The sequence below is a fragment of the Phyllobacterium lublinensis genome (genome assembly GCF_020164435.1).
Taxonomy (GTDB): domain Bacteria; phylum Pseudomonadota; class Alphaproteobacteria; order Rhizobiales; family Rhizobiaceae; genus Phyllobacterium; species Phyllobacterium lublinensis.
This window is the reverse complement of sequence record NZ_JAIUDQ010000002.1, coordinates 260,948-278,499: the sequence shown is the minus strand read 5'-3', so window position 1 is coordinate 278,499 and position 17,552 is coordinate 260,948. Positions and strand designations below refer to the sequence as shown.

Sequence of the window (17,552 nt, the reverse complement as noted above, 5' to 3'; positions counted from 1 at the left end):
TAGGTTTCCTCCGAATCCGACTCGCCACTACATCACGCAAGAAGTACGGCCAGCAATAGCCAGCACAGGCGCAAATTCATTTGCTGAAAATCCTTATATTATCAATCCAAAATGTTGCCGGTATGTCCTAAGAAAAAGGGCCTGATAATTCTGAAATCGGGTTGCCGGGTGTAATGAGCCCGAAAAGTATCCGTCGGGATTGCCGCGTCAAGGCAGCAATTAGTCGTAAGGGGCCGATCGCGGTCATGAGCCATTTCATGACCGATGAGTGGATTTTGCCGCCGTTCATACCCACATGCCCCAGCGGAGGCGCTCAATGGAACCCACCACGCAAACCGCTTTTGTCCCCCCGGCACCGATCCCTCGCACCGGTCCGGTCGGCACGTTGCGGTTGATCCGCACCATTTATCGCAACCCGCTCGAATTGTGGGGTGAGCCCTCCTACAACGAGCCCTGGGTTTCCATCGACTGGTCGTTCGCCCATACCATCATTGCCAACGACCCCGGCCTCATCCGCCACGTGCTCGTCGACAATGCCAGGAACTACAGGATGGCGGCGGTGCGCCAGCGCATCCTGCGCCCCATTCTCCGGGACGGCCTGCTGACCGCAGAGGGCGAGGTCTGGCGCCGCTCGCGCAAGGCCATGGCGCCGGTGTTCACGCCGCGCCATATTCATGGCTTCGCCAATGTGATGAAGCGCACGACGGACCGTTTCGCCGATCGTTATGAGGGGCTAACGGGTACCACCGATGTGTCCCGTGACATGACCATGCTGACCTACGACATTCTGGCCGAGACGCTGTTCTCCGGCGAAATCGCCGGCGATCCGGACCAGTTCTCCCACGAAGTCGACCGGCTGTTCGAGACGATGGGCCGGGTAGATCCGCTTGATCTCCTTGGCGCGCCGAGCTGGCTGCCGCGCTTTACCCAAATTCGCGGCCGCCGCGCCCTCGCCTTCTTCCGGCAGATCGTCGCCAACACGATCGAGATGCGCAAGGTTAGCATGGACCAGGAAGGCGGGAAGGTCCCCAATGATTTTCTGACCCTTCTGCTGCGCGCTGAGGGGCCGGATGGTCTGTCGCGCGCCGAGATCGAAGACAATATCATCACCTTCATCGGCGCTGGCCATGAAACGACGGCCAGGGCGCTTGGCTGGACCCTCTACCTTCTTGCAAAGGCGTCATGGGAGCGCGACCTGGTCGAAGCAGAGATTGATGCCTTCATGGATCAGGCTGATGTACCACCGCCACATGAATGGCTCGATGCCCTGCCGCTCACGCGCGCGGCCTTCGAGGAAGCGATGCGACTCTACCCGCCGGCGCCGTCCATCAATCGCGAACCGATTGAAGACGACCACTACAAAGATCTCCACCTGCCGAAGGGCTCCGCTGTCCTCGTCATGCCATGGACTGTCCACCGGCACAGGCTCTACTGGGAAAACCCGGAAGCGTTCATGCCCTCGCGCTTTCACCCGCAAAATCGTGACCGGATCGATCGCTTCCAGTATCTACCCTTCGGTGCGGGACCGCGTGTCTGTATCGGCGCGAGCTTCGCCCTGCAGGAGGCGATCATTGCCCTGGCGATCCTGCTCCATCGCTTCCGGTTCGAGTCCGCCGGCGATTACAGGCCATGGCCAGTGCAGAAACTGACGACGCAACCCGACAAGGGCCTGCCGATGACGGTGACACCGCGACTGTGATGTGCAGTAACGCCATGCGTGTTCGACAAGCTCACCATGAGGGTGCGGACTGCATGATCATCGCCGGCTTTAACAGACTGCAAACAACCGACTCTCCTCATGGTGAGCTTCATCATAGTGAGCCTGTCGAGCTTCGAACCACGCACTGCGGAAGCACATCTTGATTTCTCACGAAATTTGACATACATTTCTTTCTCATGAAAGGATACTCCATGCCAACCTCGGCTCGCCCCGCGACCACCCTGCCTAGCAAAACCGCCGTGGTTTCCAAGGCGCTGCTGCGTTCGTCCGAATTGCTGGGGCTGACCGCCAAGGAGCTGTCCACCATCGTCGGGCTCTCCGAACCCAGCATATCCCGGCTCAAGCGCAGCGAGAGCGGCGGACCGCTGACCGGCAAGAGCTACGAACTCGCGCTGCTGTTCATCCGCCTCTACCGTTCGCTGGATGCGATTGTCGGCGGCGACGACACCGTGGCGCGGCAATGGATACGAACTGACAACACCATGCTCGGCGGCAAGCCGCTCAACCGGATCAAAACCATTGACGGTCTCGCCCATGTCCTCGCCTATCTGGACGCGCGACGCGCTCCGATCTGAAGCCAAAAATAGCCACGGCGCGTGCTGGCGCCTCGTCGAGGCGCAGCACCGCGTCTCTACCATGAAGCTTGTCGATACGCTGGACGAGCAAGCCCTGCTGGAAGATGAACTAGAGGCCACCAAGCCGCCGCTGCCGCCTGCCTGCGCCCATCTGGACTACCTGCTGGCCACGCCGTTCCGCTATGGCCGCTATCCCGGCAATTCACGGTTCCGGCGTGAGGGCTATTCGCCCGGCGTCTTCTATGCCAGCGAGATGGTGGAGACGGCCGTCGCCGAAACTGCCTTTTACAGGCTGCTTTTCTTCATCGAGAGCCCCGGCACCCCATGGCCGCGCAACGCCCTCGAATTCACCGCTTTCGAAGCCCGCTTTGCCACGACGCATTCAATAGACCTGACCGCCGCCCCCTTCGCCGATCAGGCGGAGCGCTGGATGCACCCTACCGACTATTCCGCCTGCCTCGACCTTGCCGACGCGGCGCAAGAGGCTGGCATCGAGCTGATCCGCTACCGCTCAGTCCGTGATCCGGGTGGCGGTGCCAATTTCGCATTGCTTGCCTGCGGTGTCTTTGCCATGCCGCGTCCAGTACGCATGACGACCTGGCGCCTGCATTTTTCCGGCTACGGCGTCAATGCAATCTGCGATTACCCCGAGCAGCGGCTTGGATTCAGCCGGTCAACCTTTGCTGGCGACCCGAGGGTGTCGGGGCGCTAGGCGCTAGTCTACGGTCAAAATTTCAGCACCCCGGATGGCAAGGATGCTTTGCGGGCAGGCACTCGCCTGTCACTGCTGCAGGGCGGCTCACCCCAGCCGCTGAGCATGCCAGGCGATGTGATCCGTCATGAAGGTGGAAATAAAGAAATAGGAATGATCGTAGCCATCGCGCATGTTGAGCTGCAGCGGAATGCCGGCCTTGGCACAGGCCTCCTCGAGCAGCCACGGCCGCAAGCCATCGTCCAGAAAGCCGTCAGCCTTGCCCTGGTCAACCAGCAGTTCCGCCACGCGGTGGCCGTCCTCGATCAGCGCCACACTGTCATAGGCGCGCCAGGCCTTCTCGTTGTCGCCGAGATATTTCTGGAAGGCCGGCCGCGACCAGCCCGCGACAATGGGCCGGGCGATCGGGGCAAAAGCGGACACTGATTTGAACCGGCCAGGATGCTTCAGCGCCAGCGTGATCGCACCGTGCCCGCCCATGGAATGGCCAAAAATGCTCTGGCGCTGCATATCGACCGGAAAATTGGCGGCAACGAACTCCGGAAGTTCCGCGGCGACATAGGTCGCCATGTTGTAATTTGCCGACCAGGGTTGTTCCGTTGCATCCAGATAAAAGCCGGCGCCGCTTCCGAACTGCCAATTGTCCTTCTCGTCCGGCACATGGTCGCCGCGCGGGCTGGTGTCCGGGCAGATGATCGCAACGCCAAGTTCGGCCGCTGCCCGGCGATATTCACCCTTGTCCATGACGTTCTGGTGGGTGCAGGTCAAGCCAGAAAGGTACCAGAGCAGGGGCACCGGCCCGTCCTTCGCCTGCGGTGGCAGGAACACGGCAAACGTCATGTCACACTGGCAGGCATCGCTGCGATGACGATAGATGCCTTGCATTCCCTCGAAACTCTTGGCGATGGATAGCGTTTCCATGAAATCCCCTGATTTGTTCCTGAACCCTACTGGCCGAGCGAGACGATGACGTTGACCGCTGCGGCAACGAGCACCGTGTTGAAGACGAATGAAACGATGGCGTGGACGAGATTGACCTTGCGCATTTCGGTACTGGTGATGGCGGTATCCGACGTCTGGGCAGTCATGCCGATGACATAGGAAAAATAGAGAAAATCGTAGCCTCCGGGTTCATTGTCGCCCGGGAATTCCAGCCCGCCAACATGTTTGCGCGGCGCCTGCCTTGCGCCCTCTGCCGTCTCGTCCGGCTGCCAATAGACGTGGGCATAGTGGATGGCCGCCATCATGTGCACGGTCAGCCAGCCGAGGGGCACCGCGGCCAGCGCCAGGGTAAGGTCAAGCGGATGCGGATCCTCCCCGGAATTGATCAGCACGAATAGCGAACTGACGGCGACGACAACCGTGCCGAAAGTCACCACGAAGATGATCCATACCGGCTCATCGGATTTGGCCGCATTGCGGCGCAGATAGTCCGGCGTCAATCTTCGGATCTTGGCAATGGAAAGCACAAGATAGATCGCGAAGAACACGTTGGCCGCGCTGACATAGGCAATGCCCGGCACGAAAATCAGCGCGAGAGCGAGGGCGACCAGTCCGGCAGCGGCAGCAAGATAGAACGGATTGTGCCGCTTCCACATGGGCGCTTATTCCGACGCAATCGCAGCCGGCCGCTGCATGTCGACATGCGGGATACCGTCCTCGAGATATTCCTCTGAAGCGGGTACGAACCCGAACGACCCATAGAAGCGCTGCAGATGGCTTTGCGCCGACAGCTTGATCGGGCTTTGCGGATAGAGCCGTTCGCATTGGGCGATCGACTCCACCATCAGCCGGTCGCCGAGCTTCTTGCCCCTGTGTTCCGGCGCAACGACGACGCGGCCGATACGCGCGGCGGGATCCGTCTTCGCCGGTTTCCTGATGCGCGCACTGGCAACCAGCTCCTTGCCGGCAAGCAGGCGCAGGTGCAGCGCCTCGCCATCCTTGCCGTCAAGCTCGGGATAAGGGCATTTCTGCTCGACCACAAAGACATCGACCCGCAATTTGAGCATGGTGTAGAGATCGCGCGGCGAGAGTTCGTCGAGGCCGCTCAGTATGACCTTGTAGGTGCCGGAACTCATCAAAATCTCACGACGCTGCGGATAGACTTGCCCTCATGCATCAGGTCGAAAGCCGTATTGATCTCTTCGAGGGGCATCGTGTGGGTGATGAGCGAATCGATGTCTATCTTGCCTTCCATGTACCAGTCGACAATTTTCGGCACATCCGTGCGGCCACGCGCGCCGCCAAAGGCGGTGCCGCGCCAGTTGCGCCCGGTGACGAGCTGGAACGGACGCGTCGAGATTTCCTTGCCGGCCTCGGCGACGCCGATGACGATGCTGGTGCCCCAGCCGCGATGGCAGCATTCGAGCGCCTGGCGCATGACATTGGTGTTGCCGGTGGCATCGAAGGAAAAATCGGCGCCGCCATCGGTTAGGTCCTGGATCGCCTGGACCACCTTGTCGTTCCCTACATCGTTGGGGTTGACGAAGTGGGTCATGCCGAATTTCTCCGCCATCGCCACCTTGCCGGGATTGAGATCGACGCCGATGATCTTGTCGGCACCGACCATGCGCGCACCCTGGATCACATTGAGGCCAATCCCGCCAAGGCCGAACACCACCACATTGGCACCCGGCCAGACCTTGCCCGTATAGATGACCGCGCCGATGCCCGTGGTGACGCCGCAGCCGATATAGCAGATCTTGTCGAAAGGCGCGTCTTCCCGCACTTTCGCCAGGGCGATCTCCGGCAGGACAGTGAAATTCGAGAAGGTCGAGCAACCCATGTAATGGAACACCTCGCCGCCGTCGCAGGAGAAGCGGCTGGTCCCGTCGGGCATGACGCCCTGCCCTTGCGTGGCGCGGATCGACGTGCACAGGTTCGAGCGCTGCGACAGGCAGGTTTTGCACTGGCGGCATTCCGGCGTGTAGAGCGGGATGACGTGATCGCCGACCTTTAGCGAGGTGACACCGGCACCGAGTTCACGCACGATGCCGGCGCCCTCATGGCCAAGGATGGCGGGAAACTTGCCTTCTGAATCAAGGCCGGAGAGCGTATAGGCGTCGGTATGGCAGACCCCGGTGGCCATGACCTCCACCAGCACCTCGCCGGGCTTGGGACCGCCGATCTCGATGGTCTCGATGGTCAGCGGCTTCTTGGCTTCCCAGGCAACGGCGGCACGTGATTTCATGATTGTCTCCCTGATGCTTTGGAAGGTGTCTTACGATTTAGGCCGGGCCAACCTAAAAAGCTGACTTCGGAAACCATCGTGCGGCAAACTTCTGCGCTCATGAGCACCCGATCGCAGAAAAAACCTCAAGACAATCGCCTGAACGTCAACACCTGGTGATTTGCACCTGTACTATCAGAATCGCATATGGAATCGTCAACAAAAATGGCGGCCTTTCGAAATGAAACGCCGCCACTCGTACTTAGTGGCAGGTAATTTCAGGATTGGCCCAATCGGCGTAGTCGTAGTTCACGTAATCGCCGCCCGGCTTTACAATAAGTCTTACTATTGAAGCATGCGTTAGATCAGCCGTGAGGCGCTTGGCGCCGTCAGCGGGTGTCATTACGCCACTCGCTGCGAGAAGGTTCCCGTCACCCCATATTTCAAACGAAACATTGCCATGGTCTCTCTTTTCCGGCACGGATTTGGTCGCGTAGAAGCGGTCGACACCGCCATGGACAGAAAGGTCGCTGCACCTGCCGTCCGTTCTGTAAATGACTTGCGAACGGGCGGCAACGCCAAGACCTTTCTCAAATCCTTCATCGCCAATTTGGAGCGGCGTACCATCATTCCTCATTGCTTCGCCGTTCGATTGGTCCTTCTCGACTGGCCCCCAACCGTTAACCTGATAGATCGGCTGCTGGTCGCTCAGAATGCTTCTACCGGATGGCAAGCCGATTTCCTTGCCGGTAACCTTCAAGACAACAACACCGTGGGCCGGGACTACCGTGCTGTATCCCATTTCGGCATCGCCGACATCCGTGCCGGTCGAAAGGTTGCGCACTTTGGCCGGTGCGTCTGCAAGCGCAACATCCGTCCACTGAACGCTGATCGTTCCCGCTGTGTCGGTCATATTCAACAATGCAACAGCTCGCGCGCCCGTTTCCTCAAGCGGCTTGCTCCACACTTGGCGGTCAATCACATCTTCCCGCACCACGCTGGCCTGAATGTTCAGTCGGTCCTGGTTGACTGCAATAATGTCGGCATTGCTTAGTATCTTCAAAGTATCGTCGCTTTGGGTGCGGATATCGTTTCCGGCTAGCAACGGGCCCGCCAACATGGCCCACATCGCAAAATGAGTCTTGTTTTCTTCCAACGTCGGCAATCTTCCTACCTGAAGCATATCGGGATCATTCCAGAAACCGGGAGTGGAATAGGCTTCCCGTTCTCCTGCCGCCCTGATCAAGGCTTTGATGGAATCGAAATTGGGTTGGATGTCATCGCCAACTCGCGCAGTGTGGGCAACCGTGGTGACATCCATATTGATCGCGGGAGGAAGATCAAAAGTCCGGGCGTTGCTGTTGAAACCATTGGCGAAATTGTTGAAATTGCCACTGTAGAATATCTCTCTGCCTGACTTTGCGAGAGCGTCGCGCATACGCACAAAGGTTAACCGGTTGTCGGGCCCGCCGCAATCATCGTACTTTACGTAGTCAACCTTCCACTCGGCAAACGTCCGGGCATCTATCGCTTCAAAGCCAAGGCTTCCCGGATACCCCTGACAAGTTCCGTTGTTTCCTCCGCTGTAAATGCCAAGCTTCAACCCCTTTGCATGGATTTTTTCAGCCAACGCTTTTATTCCGCTCGGGAATCTTGAGTTCGCGCGCAACTTGTTGTCTCCATCCCTGCCCAAGCCGCCACCTTCTGCACGCCCTTCAGACCAGCAATCGTCTAGGTTAACCGAGGTATATCCAGCTTTTGCCATCCCGCTTTCTATGAGTGTGTCGGCTATCTCAAGGATCGTTGCCTCGGTGACATCGCACCTAAACGTGTTCCAGGCGTTCCATCCCATGGGCGCGCTTTTGGGCGCTGGCAGGCCCTTCGCACCATCGTCAAAAGTAACCTTGTAAAGCGTGGGGAACGGCTCATAGGGAACCTGAGGTTTGATTACGATCTGTGACATCAAATTCGATGCTTCCTGGGTCAGGCCTGCGTTCTTGAGAACCTCAACCGCTTCCGGAGTCCGCCCCAGCTCCTGCAGTATCCCAGCGTATTTCCTTGCTACTTCTTTGTACCTCTCTTCAGCCTGCTCAAGTTCTTTCGCTTTTGCGTTGCCCGCAGCCTTGAGCCGGTCCAGTTCAGCCTTGGCTGTTTTCATGTCTTGCTTGATGAGGTCTATTTCGGTTGTGGCTTGATTGATGCCTCCTTTCTTGAATGCCGCGATCTCGTCCTCGGCAGCTTTTCTGGCCTCCGCTTGCTCCGCAGCAAAAGTACTCTCCAGTTGGCCATCCCTGGAACTCTCCGAGCCATTGCAGGCGGCCAGAAAAGCCATGCCCGCAAGAGACAAAAGTCTGAAATTCATTAAAGTAACCTCCCTTGAAAAATATGACTTTTACGAAAAGTATGACTTTTACAAACGTCGCTACCTGTCAATTGGTCTAAAGTTTGATCGCAATCCACTCTGGATCGTCTCTGGGACACCAGACTGTCTCAGCGCTATGGACTTTCGCGTCAAATCCTTGTCAAAAGCACGCTTCAGCAAGCACCGGATCGCCATGTGAAGACCCTGCCCACCCTGCCCGTTAGCGAGATTCTCAGCTCCCTTGATCGCGCACTTGGCGCGGCGGGCGCGGCGGTGCTGGTGGCGCCGCCGGGTGCCGGGAAGACCACGCTCGTGCCGCTGCATCTCCTTACCGCGCCGTGGCGCGGTGACCGCACCATTGTCCTGCTGGAGCCGCGCCGTCTTGCAGCCCGCGCCGCCGCCAGCCGCATGGCAAGCCTCCTCGGCGAGGAGGTGGGCGCAACCGTCGGTTATCGCATGCGGCTTGAAAGCAAGGTCTCGGCAAGGACCCGCATCCTCGTCGTCACCGAGGGCGTCTTTGCCCGCATGATTCTCGACGATCCCGACCTTACGGACATTGCCGCCGTGCTCTTCGACGAGTTCCACGAACGCAGCCTCGATGCCGATTTCGGTCTGGCGCTGGCGCTCGACGTGAGGGGCGCGCTGCGGCCGGACCTGAAGCTGCTGGTCATGTCCGCAACGCTCGATGGCGCGCGCGTGGCGCGTCTGCTGGACGATGCGCCCGTTATTGAAAGCAAGGGCCGCTCCTTTCCCATCGATATACGCTACCGGCCCCGCAATCCCGACGAGCGGATCGAAGATGCCATGGCAAAGGCAATCAGAGACACCTTGGCTGATGAGACCGGCAGCATTCTCGCCTTCCTTCCCGGCCAGCGCGAAATCGAACGCACCGCCGAGGCGTTGCAGGGGCGCGTCCCGGCCGACACGCTCATCGTGCCGCTTTATGGCGCGTTGGAAGGCCGAGATCAGGACGCGGCGATCAGGCCCGCACCACCGGGCACGCGCAAGGTCGTGCTTGCCACCTCCATTGCCGAAACCTCCATCACCATCGATGGCGTGCGCGTCGTCATCGACAGCGGCCTTGCAAGGTTGCCGAAGTTTGAACCCGCCACCGGCCTGACCCGGCTTGAGACCGTTCGCGCTGCGCGTGCGGCGGTCGACCAGCGTGCCGGCCGCGCCGGGCGAACGGAACCCGGCATTGCCCTGCGCCTGTGGCGGGCCGAACAGACGGCGGCGCTGGACGCTTTCGCCCCACCGGAAATTCTCGAGGCGGACCTCACTGGCCTCGTGCTCGATTCCGCGGCCTGGGGCGTTGCCGATCCGGCAAACCTTGCCTTCCTCGATCGGCCACCTGCCCCAGCCATCAAGGAAGCAAAGGCCCTGCTGGAAAATCTCGGCGCGCTGGACCAAGACCAGCGCATCACCCCCATGGGCAATGACCTGCGTGCCCTTGCCCTTCCAGCCCGGCTGGCACACATGGTTCTGATCGCACGCGGCCGCGGGCAGGCTTACCGCGCCGCGGAGCTTGCCGTCCTCCTTACCGAGCGCGGGCTCGGCGGCAACGATATCGATCTCGATGTGCGGCTTTTGCGTTTCCAGCGTGAGCGCGGCGATCGTGCCACGCGCGCCCGCGGCCTCGCAAAGCGGCTTGCCGGACAAGCCGCTTCGACAGCCGAGCTTGACAGCGTCGGCCGCCTGCTCATTGGCGCATATCCTGACCGGGTCGCCAAGGCGCGCGGCAATGGCCAGTTCACGCTCGCAAATGGGCGGGGCGGCGAAGTCGATCCAACCGCGTCGCTGGCCAGGGCGCCCTGGCTTGTGGTCGCCGATCTTGCCGGGCGCGCCGGCCGCGCGCGCATTCTCGCTGCTGCCGAGGTTACGGAAGCCGAGATACGCGAAGCGCTCGAGGGGCGTATCGTCAGCGGGCGGCAAGTCACCTACGATGCGGCGCGCAACGCGCTGCAGGCGCGTGACGCCACCCGCATCGGGGCCATTGCCCTTTCGGAGAAGAATTTGCCGGCACCGGGCAGCGAAGAAGCGAACCTTGGCGTCGTCGCTGCCGTCCGCTCCCATGGTCTCGACATCCTGCCCTGGTCGAAGGAAGCATCGATCCTGCGCCGCCGTCTCGCCTGGCTGCATCAGGGTCTTGGAAGCCCGTGGCCGGCAATGGATGACGAACACCTGCTTGCGACGCTGGATGAGTGGTTGCTGCCCTTCCTCAAGGGCTCTTCGCAGCTTGGCCAGATCCCGACTCACGTGTTGACCGAAGGGCTGCGATCGCTGGTCCCCTATGATCTCCAGCGCAAGATCGACACGCTGGCACCGACGCATTTCGAAGTGCCGACCGGTTCCAACATTCCTATCCGCTATGATGCCGAAGAGCCTGTGCTTGCCGTGCGCGTGCAGGAACTGTTCGGCCTGGCGGTGCACCCCGCGATAGCGGATGGAACGATCCCGCTATTGCTCGAGTTGCTGTCGCCCGCCCATCGCCCGATCCAGATCACGCGCGACCTGCCCGGCTTCTGGCGCGGCTCCTGGGCCGATGTGCGCAGCGACATGCGCGGCCGCTATCCCAAGCATGTCTGGCCGGAGGACCCGGCTTCCGCAACACCCACGGCCCGGGCAAAGCCAAGGGGCACGTGAGTCCATCTCGCTGTAGCGCTGTGCGTGGTTCGCAGCCCGACAGGCTCGCTATGATGAAGCTCACCATGAGGGGAGTTCAGGATTGACTGCAAGGCAAAGCCAAGGGGCTCCTTACTCTGAACCCCATCGTGCACTCCTCCTCCGTCATCCTCGGGCTTGACCCGAGGACCCAGGGCCCGGAGGTGGCAACTCTCCAATTCCATTTCCACCACGTTTGTTCTAAAGCTCCGGCATGGTTCAGGATTTTGGCATACGCTCGTCTTATCTGTCGCGCCGGTTGCGGCTGACAACACTTATCCGGCTGCGCTGGCTCGCCGTGGCGGGCCAGAGCATAGCGGTGCTGTTCGTGGCGCTGTATCTGAAATTTCCGTTTCCCGTCAGCATCTGCTTTGCATTGATCGCCTGCTCGGCATGGCTCAACCTCCTGATGTCATTCCGGTATCCGATCAACCACCGGCTCGAGCCGCGCGCCGCGATTTCAGTCCTCGCCTTCGACATATTACAGGTGGCCGGACTACTCTACATGACCGGCGGATTGCAGAATCCGTTTGCCGTATTGATGATCGTCCCGGTCATCATTTCCGCAACTTCGCTGCCGGCCTATGCGACCATCGCGCTCGGCCTGCTTGTCACCATCTGCGCCACGCTTCTTGCCAATATCTATCTCCCGCTGCCCTGGTACCCTGGCGAAACCATGCAGCTTCCCTTCGTGCTGATTGCCGGTGTCTGGTGCTCCGTCGTCTCCGCCCTCGCCTTCACCGCCGTCTATGCCTATCGCGTCGCCGAAGAGGCACGCCAGCTCGCCGATGCCCTGACTGCAACAGAACTGATCCTGCAGCGCGAGCAGCATCTTTCGGCACTCGATGGCCTTGCAGCTGCGGCGGCACATGAACTTGGTACGCCGCTCGCCACCATCGCTCTCGTGGCCAAGGAAATGGAGCGCAGCCTGAAGCAGGATGAGCGTTACGCCGAGGATATCGAACTGTTGCGCTCGCAGACCGAGCGCTGCCGCGAAATCCTCAAGCGGCTGACGAGCCTTTCCTCGACCAGCGAGGAACATATGTCGCGGCTCAAGATTTCCTCGCTCATCGAGGAAGTCATCGAGCCGAACCGCAATTTCGGCATCAACATCAAGGTGACGAAACTGCGCGGCGAAGGCATCGAGCCGGTCATCCGCCGCAATCCCGGCATCATCTACGGGCTTGGCAATCTCGTCGAGAATGCGGTCGATTTTGCGCGCGAAACCATCGAGGTCAGCTGGGGCTGGACCGACAAGGTGATGGAGATCATCATCAGCGATGACGGCAAGGGGTTCGCACCGGATATTCTCGACCGTATCGGCGAGCCGTACACGACCGGGCGCGACCGCGAAATCAACGAACATGGCGGCGGTCTTGGACTTGGCCTGTTCATTGCCAAGACGCTGCTGGAGCGCTCGGGGGCCTCGATCACCTTCCGCAATCGCAATGATCCCGGCCAGGGTGCGGAAGTTGTCGTATCATGGCCGCGCAATCAATTGACCGCAGATTGATAATCTTTGACTTTTCGCTCGTTGCGAAGCATTAACGGCATATATTTGTATGAATGAGCAGGAAAACCTGATGGAAAACACGGATCAGGACGATATTGCGGCCATCGGCGGTGATCGCACGCTACTCCTTGTTGATGACGACAAGCCCTTCTTGCAGCGCCTTGCGCGCGCCATGGAAACACGCGGTTTCACGGTTGCCATCGCCGACTCGGTCGAGGCAGGGCTGGCCAGCGTCAAGGTACAGGCGCCCGCCTATGCGGTTGTCGACATGCGCCTCGGCGACGGCAATGGTCTCGACATCATCGAAGCCATCCGCGCGCGACGCGAAGACACGCGTGCAATCGTTCTGACCGGCTACGGCAACATTGCGACAGCGGTCAATGCGGTCAAGCTCGGCGCAATCGATTACCTGTCGAAACCCGCTGATGCCGATGAAGTATTTGCGGCGCTGACCCGGCGCACAGGCGAGAAGATCGCCCCGCCCGAGAATCCGATGTCCGCGGACCGCGTTCGCTGGGAACATATCCAGCGCGTCTATGAAATGTGCGACCGCAACGTCTCCGAGACGGCCCGCCGCCTCAACATGCATCGTCGCACGCTGCAGCGCATATTGGCCAAGCGCGCACCGCGCTAGATACCCCGTTTCCGGTGGATAGCGCGGGTTAGGGTTCATATCGGGCTGAATGAGCTGTGCGTGGTTCGACAGGCTCCCTTGAGAGCCTACTCCAGATCCGTCTCCGGCAAATGTATCCCCGACAGTTCGGCCAGCGTCATGCGTGCCGCACTGACACGGGCGAAGCGCAAGGTCATGGCCCTGCGGGTGCTTCCAGCCAGCTTGTGCTCAGGCGCGTCGCGAATGATCTCGGCACCGTAGCCATCCGAAAGAATGAACCCGCAATCCTGCGGGAAAATATCGGCTGGAACGCCGGGATGGGTGGCGAAGAACAGCCGGTCGCAATGCGCCCGGTAGATCGGCCATTTGCGGTCCACCCGCCAGTCCTCGATCGACGATTTTATCTCGACAATCCAGATTTCTCCGCTGCGCGTCAGGGCCACGAGATCGGCGCGCCGGCCCGAAGCCAACGGCAGTTCCGGCATCACGGCAAGGCCAAGCTCGAGAAACAGTCGCTGCACGCCGCGGCGCACCAGCATGGCGTTTTCCGACTGCCGTCCGTCGAGGAGCGGGTTTGTCTGACCTGGAATCACAAGGGGCATGGCGAAACAATATCGGCAAATCTGCAACCATGCGCGGAAAAATGCGCTATCAGGTTGCAGAAAACATGGTTAACAGGAAACGACGCTTTACGGTTAATCAGACATTAACAATAGTGGCAGTAGAGAAACAGACAACAATGCCATTTCGGGATTCGCAAAATATTCAACGGGGTGACCATGCAATTGAAGACTATTGTCCTGGCGGTTGGACTGATGGGTGCAACTGCTCTGACTGGCTGTTCGACGATCGGACTGAGCTACTCGACCGCTTCCTATAACTCCGTCGTCGATGCCGGCTATGTCATACCCGCCGTACCGCGCATGAAGGTTCCGCCTCAGTATCTGCGCCAGGAAGTCAATTATGACGGCGGCGAAGCGGCGGGTACGATCATCGTCGATACCAAGGCAAAGTATCTTTACTACGTCCTCGGCGGCGGCAAGGCGATGCGCTACGGCATCGGCGTCGGCAAGGAAGGCTTTGAATGGGCGGGCACTGCCCGTGTCGCGATGAAGCGCGAATGGCCAACATGGACGCCTCCGCGTGAGATGATCCAGCGCCAGCCCGTGCTCGCGAAGTTCCGCGATGGCATGGATCCGGGCATCACCAATCCGCTAGGCGCCCGCGCGCTCTACCTCTTCAACAAGGGCGGCGACACCGGCTATCGCCTCCACGGAACACCGGAATGGTGGTCGATCGGCAAGGCCATGTCCTCCGGTTGCATCCGCCTGATGAACCAGGACATCATCGACCTCTACAATCGCGCGCAGGTCGGCGCCAAGGTAATCGTCCGCTGAAGCTGATTTTCATTCACGCTGGAGGCCGCCTTCGAGCGGCCTTTATGCATTCCAGGGATTGAAGACCCGGACGCCGGTCGATTCGAAATCCGCTACATTGCGCGTAACGACAGTCATGCCATGGACAAGCGCTGTTGCAGCAATCATCGCGTCCCGCTCGGCCCGCGGGTCGGGCACATGCAGATCGGCGCAACGAAGTGCCACCGCAGTATCGACGGCGAGAATCCTTCCTTCGAAATTGCGCAAAACCCAATCATTAAGCCAGGAACTCAAGACTGCTCCCTGGTTTTTGTCTCTGCGTTCCACACGAAGCTGGCCTTGCCGTATCTCCAGTATCGTAATGGACGAGAGAAAAAACTCAGCAAATGGAATGGTGGAAGCCCACTTCATGGCTCTGGCGTCAGCCCTGTCCTGCCGGCGCATTTCGGACAGAAAATTGGTATCCAAGATGAACATCAGTCAAGATCAGCCGGTTTAAGCCGGATATTAAGACGGGGAAACTCGACGTCGAAATCCCCACCCTCTTGCATGGCTAACACATCGGCGAGGCTTTTGCCTTTGCCCGTAAGCTTTTGATACTCTTCAATGCTCAACAGCACATGCGCTGGCCGGCCACGGTCTGTGATGAATACAGGCCCATCATTCGCCGCCTTTTTTGCCTCACTGGCGTGCTGGTTGAACTGTCTACTGGAGATTGTGGTGATGCCCATGACGCCTCCTTTCGATTGTAACTACGTTACTACATTGCCATGCGACACTCAAGTTGCGCTTGTTATTCCTCGCCTTCGAAAATCTGTCGTGTTGACCTGATACGCGGGGGGCTCATAGATTGTCGCAGACGCATAGCAGAGACTGGAAAACCCAAATGTTCAAAACCGTTGCCACCACGCCATTCGATGACCAGAAGCCCGGTACATCTGGCCTCCGCAAGAAAGTTCCGGTTTTCCAGCAGCCGAACTACGCCGAAAATTTCATCCAGTCGGTGTTTGATTCGCTTGAAGGCTTCAAAGGCAAGACCCTGGTCATCGGCGGCGACGGTCGCTACTACAATCGCGAAGTGGTCCAGATCGCCATAAAGATGGCAGCGGCCAACGGCTTTGGATGCGTTCTTGTCGGCAAGGGCGGTATTCTCTCGACACCCGCCGCTTCCAACGTGATCCGCAAGAACAAGGCTTTTGGGGGCCTCGTGCTGTCGGCGAGCCACAATCCCGGCGGCCCCACGGAAGATTTCGGCATCAAGTACAATATCGGCAATGGCGGGCCTGCCCCCGAAAAGATCACCGAAGCCATCTTCGCCCGCTCCAAGACAATCACGCAATACCTGATAGCCGAGGCAGCCGACGTCGACATCGACACCATAGGCACGCAGAAACTTGGCGGCATGGACGTCGAAATCATCGACCCGGTTGCCGACTATGCGGCGCTGATGGAAGAGCTCTTCGATTTCGACGCAATTCGCGCGCTGATCAAGTCAGGTTTCACCTTCCGCTTCGATTCCATGCATGCCGTCACTGGCCCCTATGGCAAGGAAATCCTCGAACGCCGCCTCGGTGCGCCGCAGGGCACCTGCGTGAATTTCGTGCCGCTGCCGGATTTCGGCGGCCATCATCCCGATCCGAATCTCGTCTACGCGAAGGACCTCTATGATCTGCTGATGTCGGCCGATGGTCCGGATTTCGGCGCTGCTTCCGACGGCGACGGCGATCGCAATCTCATCATCGGCAAGGGCATTTTCATCACCCCATCGGACTCCCTGGCCATGCTCGCCGCCAACGCCCATCTCGCCCCGGGGTACAAGGCGGGCCTCAAGGGCATCGCCCGCTCCATGCCGACCAGCGGCGCTGCCGACCGTGTGGCTGAGAAGCTCGGAATCGGCATGTATGAAACCCCGACCGGCTGGAAATTCTTCGGCAACCTGCTCGATGCCGACATGGCGACGATCTGCGGCGAGGAAAGCGCCGGTACAGGTTCCAATCACGTGCGGGAAAAGGATGGGCTTTGGGCCGTCCTGCTCTGGCTCAACATCCTCGCGGTGCGCCGCATGAGCGTGCAGGAGATCGCAAAGGAACATTGGGCGACCTATGGCCGCAATTACTATTCCAGGCATGACTATGAAGGCGTCGACACCGCTCCCGCCAACACTCTGATCGACGACCTGCGTCGCAGGTTGCCTTCACTGCCCGGCACCTCCGTTCAGGGCCTGACAATCGCGACTGCCGATGATTTTGCCTATCATGATCCGGTCGACAAATCGGTCAGCGAACACCAGGGCATCCGCGTGCTGTTCGAGGGCGGCTCGCGCGTGGTCTTCCGCCTTTCGGGAACGGGCACCACGGGTGCAACCATTCGCGTCTATGTCGAACGTTACGAACCAGATCCGAAGCGCCATGATCTTGAAACCCAGGGTGCGCTCGCGGACCTCATCCGTGCCGCCGAGGATCTGGCTGGCATCAAGGCGCATACGGGCCGCGACAAGCCAAGCGTGATCACGTGATCGCTCTGGACGTTGTAATCCGATCTGGCAGAATTCGGGCATAATTTCAGCTCGGGATTTCCAATGACGAACACAACTTACAATTTGGTGCTGGACCATCTTTGTGCAATCCGTGCCGACGTTGCCTCGATCAAATCTGATTCAAAGGAGATGACGTCGCGGATGACCGCACTTGAGATCGCTGTAGCAGGCTTCGCTTCTTCTGAAATGAATCACTTCGCCAGTCTGGCGGGCAGGTCGGATCGAACTGACGACCGGCTTGATCGGATCGAACGCCGGCTCGAAATCATCCTCACACCGAACTAGGGCAACCCTGACCTGTTCAACGCCCCCCAT

At 59.7% G+C, this 17,552-nt stretch carries 17 protein-coding genes; 9 read left to right on the top strand and 8 right to left on the bottom strand.

What is annotated here, in order from left to right; all coding sequences use genetic code 11:
- The first annotated feature begins 316 nt into the window (after positions 1-316).
- From K9U38_RS04295 to K9U38_RS04285, 3 genes are all read left to right on the top strand, one after another.
- The gene (locus tag K9U38_RS04295; protein ID WP_224493106.1) at positions 317-1,699 is read left to right on the top strand and encodes a cytochrome P450; all 1,383 of its coding nucleotides are present in this window, start codon (positions 317-319) and stop codon (positions 1,697-1,699) included.
- Positions 1,700-1,911: 212 nt separating this feature from the next.
- Entirely contained in the window at positions 1,912-2,295 is a 384-nt protein-coding gene (locus K9U38_RS04290) for an MbcA/ParS/Xre antitoxin family protein (RefSeq protein WP_224493105.1), read from the top strand.
- Positions 2,255-3,007: an RES family NAD+ phosphorylase gene (locus K9U38_RS04285; RefSeq protein ID WP_224493104.1), complete on the top strand. Its 753-nt coding sequence runs from the start codon at positions 2,255-2,257 to the stop codon at positions 3,005-3,007. Before K9U38_RS04290 ends, K9U38_RS04285 begins: the two co-directional genes overlap by 41 nt.
- Before the next feature lie 87 nt (positions 3,008-3,094).
- Here the strand turns inward: K9U38_RS04285 and fghA are convergent, their stop codons facing one another.
- From fghA to K9U38_RS04260, 5 genes are all read right to left on the bottom strand, one after another.
- Positions 3,095-3,928 carry an S-formylglutathione hydrolase gene (fghA, locus tag K9U38_RS04280; RefSeq protein ID WP_224493103.1) on the bottom strand — a complete coding sequence of 278 codons (834 nt, stop codon included), beginning with the start codon at positions 3,926-3,928 and terminating at the stop codon, positions 3,095-3,097.
- A gap of 26 nt (positions 3,929-3,954) precedes the next feature.
- On the bottom strand, positions 3,955-4,605 hold the full coding sequence (locus K9U38_RS04275; RefSeq protein ID WP_224493102.1) for a DUF1345 domain-containing protein: 651 nt from the start codon (positions 4,603-4,605) through the stop codon (positions 3,955-3,957).
- A gap of 6 nt (positions 4,606-4,611) precedes the next feature.
- Positions 4,612-5,085, bottom strand: coding sequence for a GNAT family N-acetyltransferase (locus tag K9U38_RS04270; protein ID WP_224493101.1), 474 nt, complete (start codon positions 5,083-5,085; stop codon positions 4,612-4,614).
- Positions 5,085-6,197 (bottom strand): S-(hydroxymethyl)glutathione dehydrogenase/class III alcohol dehydrogenase, encoded by a 1,113-nt coding sequence (locus K9U38_RS04265; RefSeq protein ID WP_224493100.1) that lies wholly within the window; start codon positions 6,195-6,197, stop codon positions 5,085-5,087. The genes K9U38_RS04270 and K9U38_RS04265 overlap by 1 nt, the downstream gene beginning before the upstream one ends.
- Before the next feature lie 241 nt (positions 6,198-6,438).
- Positions 6,439-8,538 carry an NPCBM/NEW2 domain-containing protein gene (locus tag K9U38_RS04260; protein WP_224493099.1) on the bottom strand — a complete coding sequence of 700 codons (2,100 nt, stop codon included), beginning with the start codon at positions 8,536-8,538 and terminating at the stop codon, positions 6,439-6,441.
- Between the two features lie 195 nt (positions 8,539-8,733).
- Between K9U38_RS04260 and hrpB the strand changes: the two genes are divergently transcribed.
- The 3 genes from hrpB to K9U38_RS04245 all read left to right on the top strand — a co-directional run bounded on the left by hrpB (position 8,734) and on the right by K9U38_RS04245 (position 13,346).
- The gene (gene hrpB, locus K9U38_RS04255) at positions 8,734-11,181 is read left to right on the top strand and encodes an ATP-dependent helicase HrpB (protein WP_224493098.1); all 2,448 of its coding nucleotides are present in this window, start codon (positions 8,734-8,736) and stop codon (positions 11,179-11,181) included.
- Between the two features lie 232 nt (positions 11,182-11,413).
- Positions 11,414-12,712, top strand: a complete 1,299-nt coding sequence (locus K9U38_RS04250) for an ActS/PrrB/RegB family redox-sensitive histidine kinase (RefSeq protein ID WP_224493097.1) — start codon at positions 11,414-11,416, stop codon at positions 12,710-12,712.
- A gap of 70 nt (positions 12,713-12,782) precedes the next feature.
- On the top strand, positions 12,783-13,346 hold the full coding sequence (locus tag K9U38_RS04245; RefSeq protein ID WP_224493096.1) for an ActR/PrrA/RegA family redox response regulator transcription factor: 564 nt from the start codon (positions 12,783-12,785) through the stop codon (positions 13,344-13,346).
- An 86-nt stretch (positions 13,347-13,432) separates the two neighbouring features.
- Here the strand turns inward: K9U38_RS04245 and K9U38_RS04240 are convergent, their stop codons facing one another.
- Positions 13,433-13,927, bottom strand: a complete 495-nt coding sequence (locus K9U38_RS04240) for an MmcB family DNA repair protein (protein ID WP_224493095.1) — start codon at positions 13,925-13,927, stop codon at positions 13,433-13,435.
- A 177-nt stretch (positions 13,928-14,104) separates the two neighbouring features.
- Between K9U38_RS04240 and K9U38_RS04235 the strand changes: the two genes are divergently transcribed.
- Positions 14,105-14,722, top strand: coding sequence for a L,D-transpeptidase (locus tag K9U38_RS04235; protein WP_224493094.1), 618 nt, complete (start codon positions 14,105-14,107; stop codon positions 14,720-14,722).
- A 42-nt stretch (positions 14,723-14,764) separates the two neighbouring features.
- Here the strand turns inward: K9U38_RS04235 and K9U38_RS04230 are convergent, their stop codons facing one another.
- On the bottom strand, positions 14,765-15,178 hold the full coding sequence (locus K9U38_RS04230) for a type II toxin-antitoxin system VapC family toxin (RefSeq protein ID WP_224493093.1): 414 nt from the start codon (positions 15,176-15,178) through the stop codon (positions 14,765-14,767).
- Complete coding sequence (locus tag K9U38_RS04225) at positions 15,178-15,432, bottom strand: type II toxin-antitoxin system Phd/YefM family antitoxin (RefSeq protein WP_224493092.1); 255 nt, start codon at positions 15,430-15,432, stop codon at positions 15,178-15,180. The genes K9U38_RS04230 and K9U38_RS04225 overlap by 1 nt, the downstream gene beginning before the upstream one ends.
- A gap of 155 nt (positions 15,433-15,587) precedes the next feature.
- On the opposite strand from K9U38_RS04225, the gene K9U38_RS04220 reads away from it, so the two are divergent.
- Both K9U38_RS04220 and K9U38_RS04215 read left to right on the top strand, forming a co-directional pair.
- Complete coding sequence (locus K9U38_RS04220) at positions 15,588-17,216, top strand: alpha-D-glucose phosphate-specific phosphoglucomutase (protein ID WP_224493091.1); 1,629 nt, start codon at positions 15,588-15,590, stop codon at positions 17,214-17,216.
- A gap of 63 nt (positions 17,217-17,279) precedes the next feature.
- Positions 17,280-17,522 carry a hypothetical protein gene (locus tag K9U38_RS04215; protein ID WP_224493090.1) on the top strand — a complete coding sequence of 81 codons (243 nt, stop codon included), beginning with the start codon at positions 17,280-17,282 and terminating at the stop codon, positions 17,520-17,522.
- The last annotated feature ends 30 nt before the right edge of the window (positions 17,523-17,552 follow it).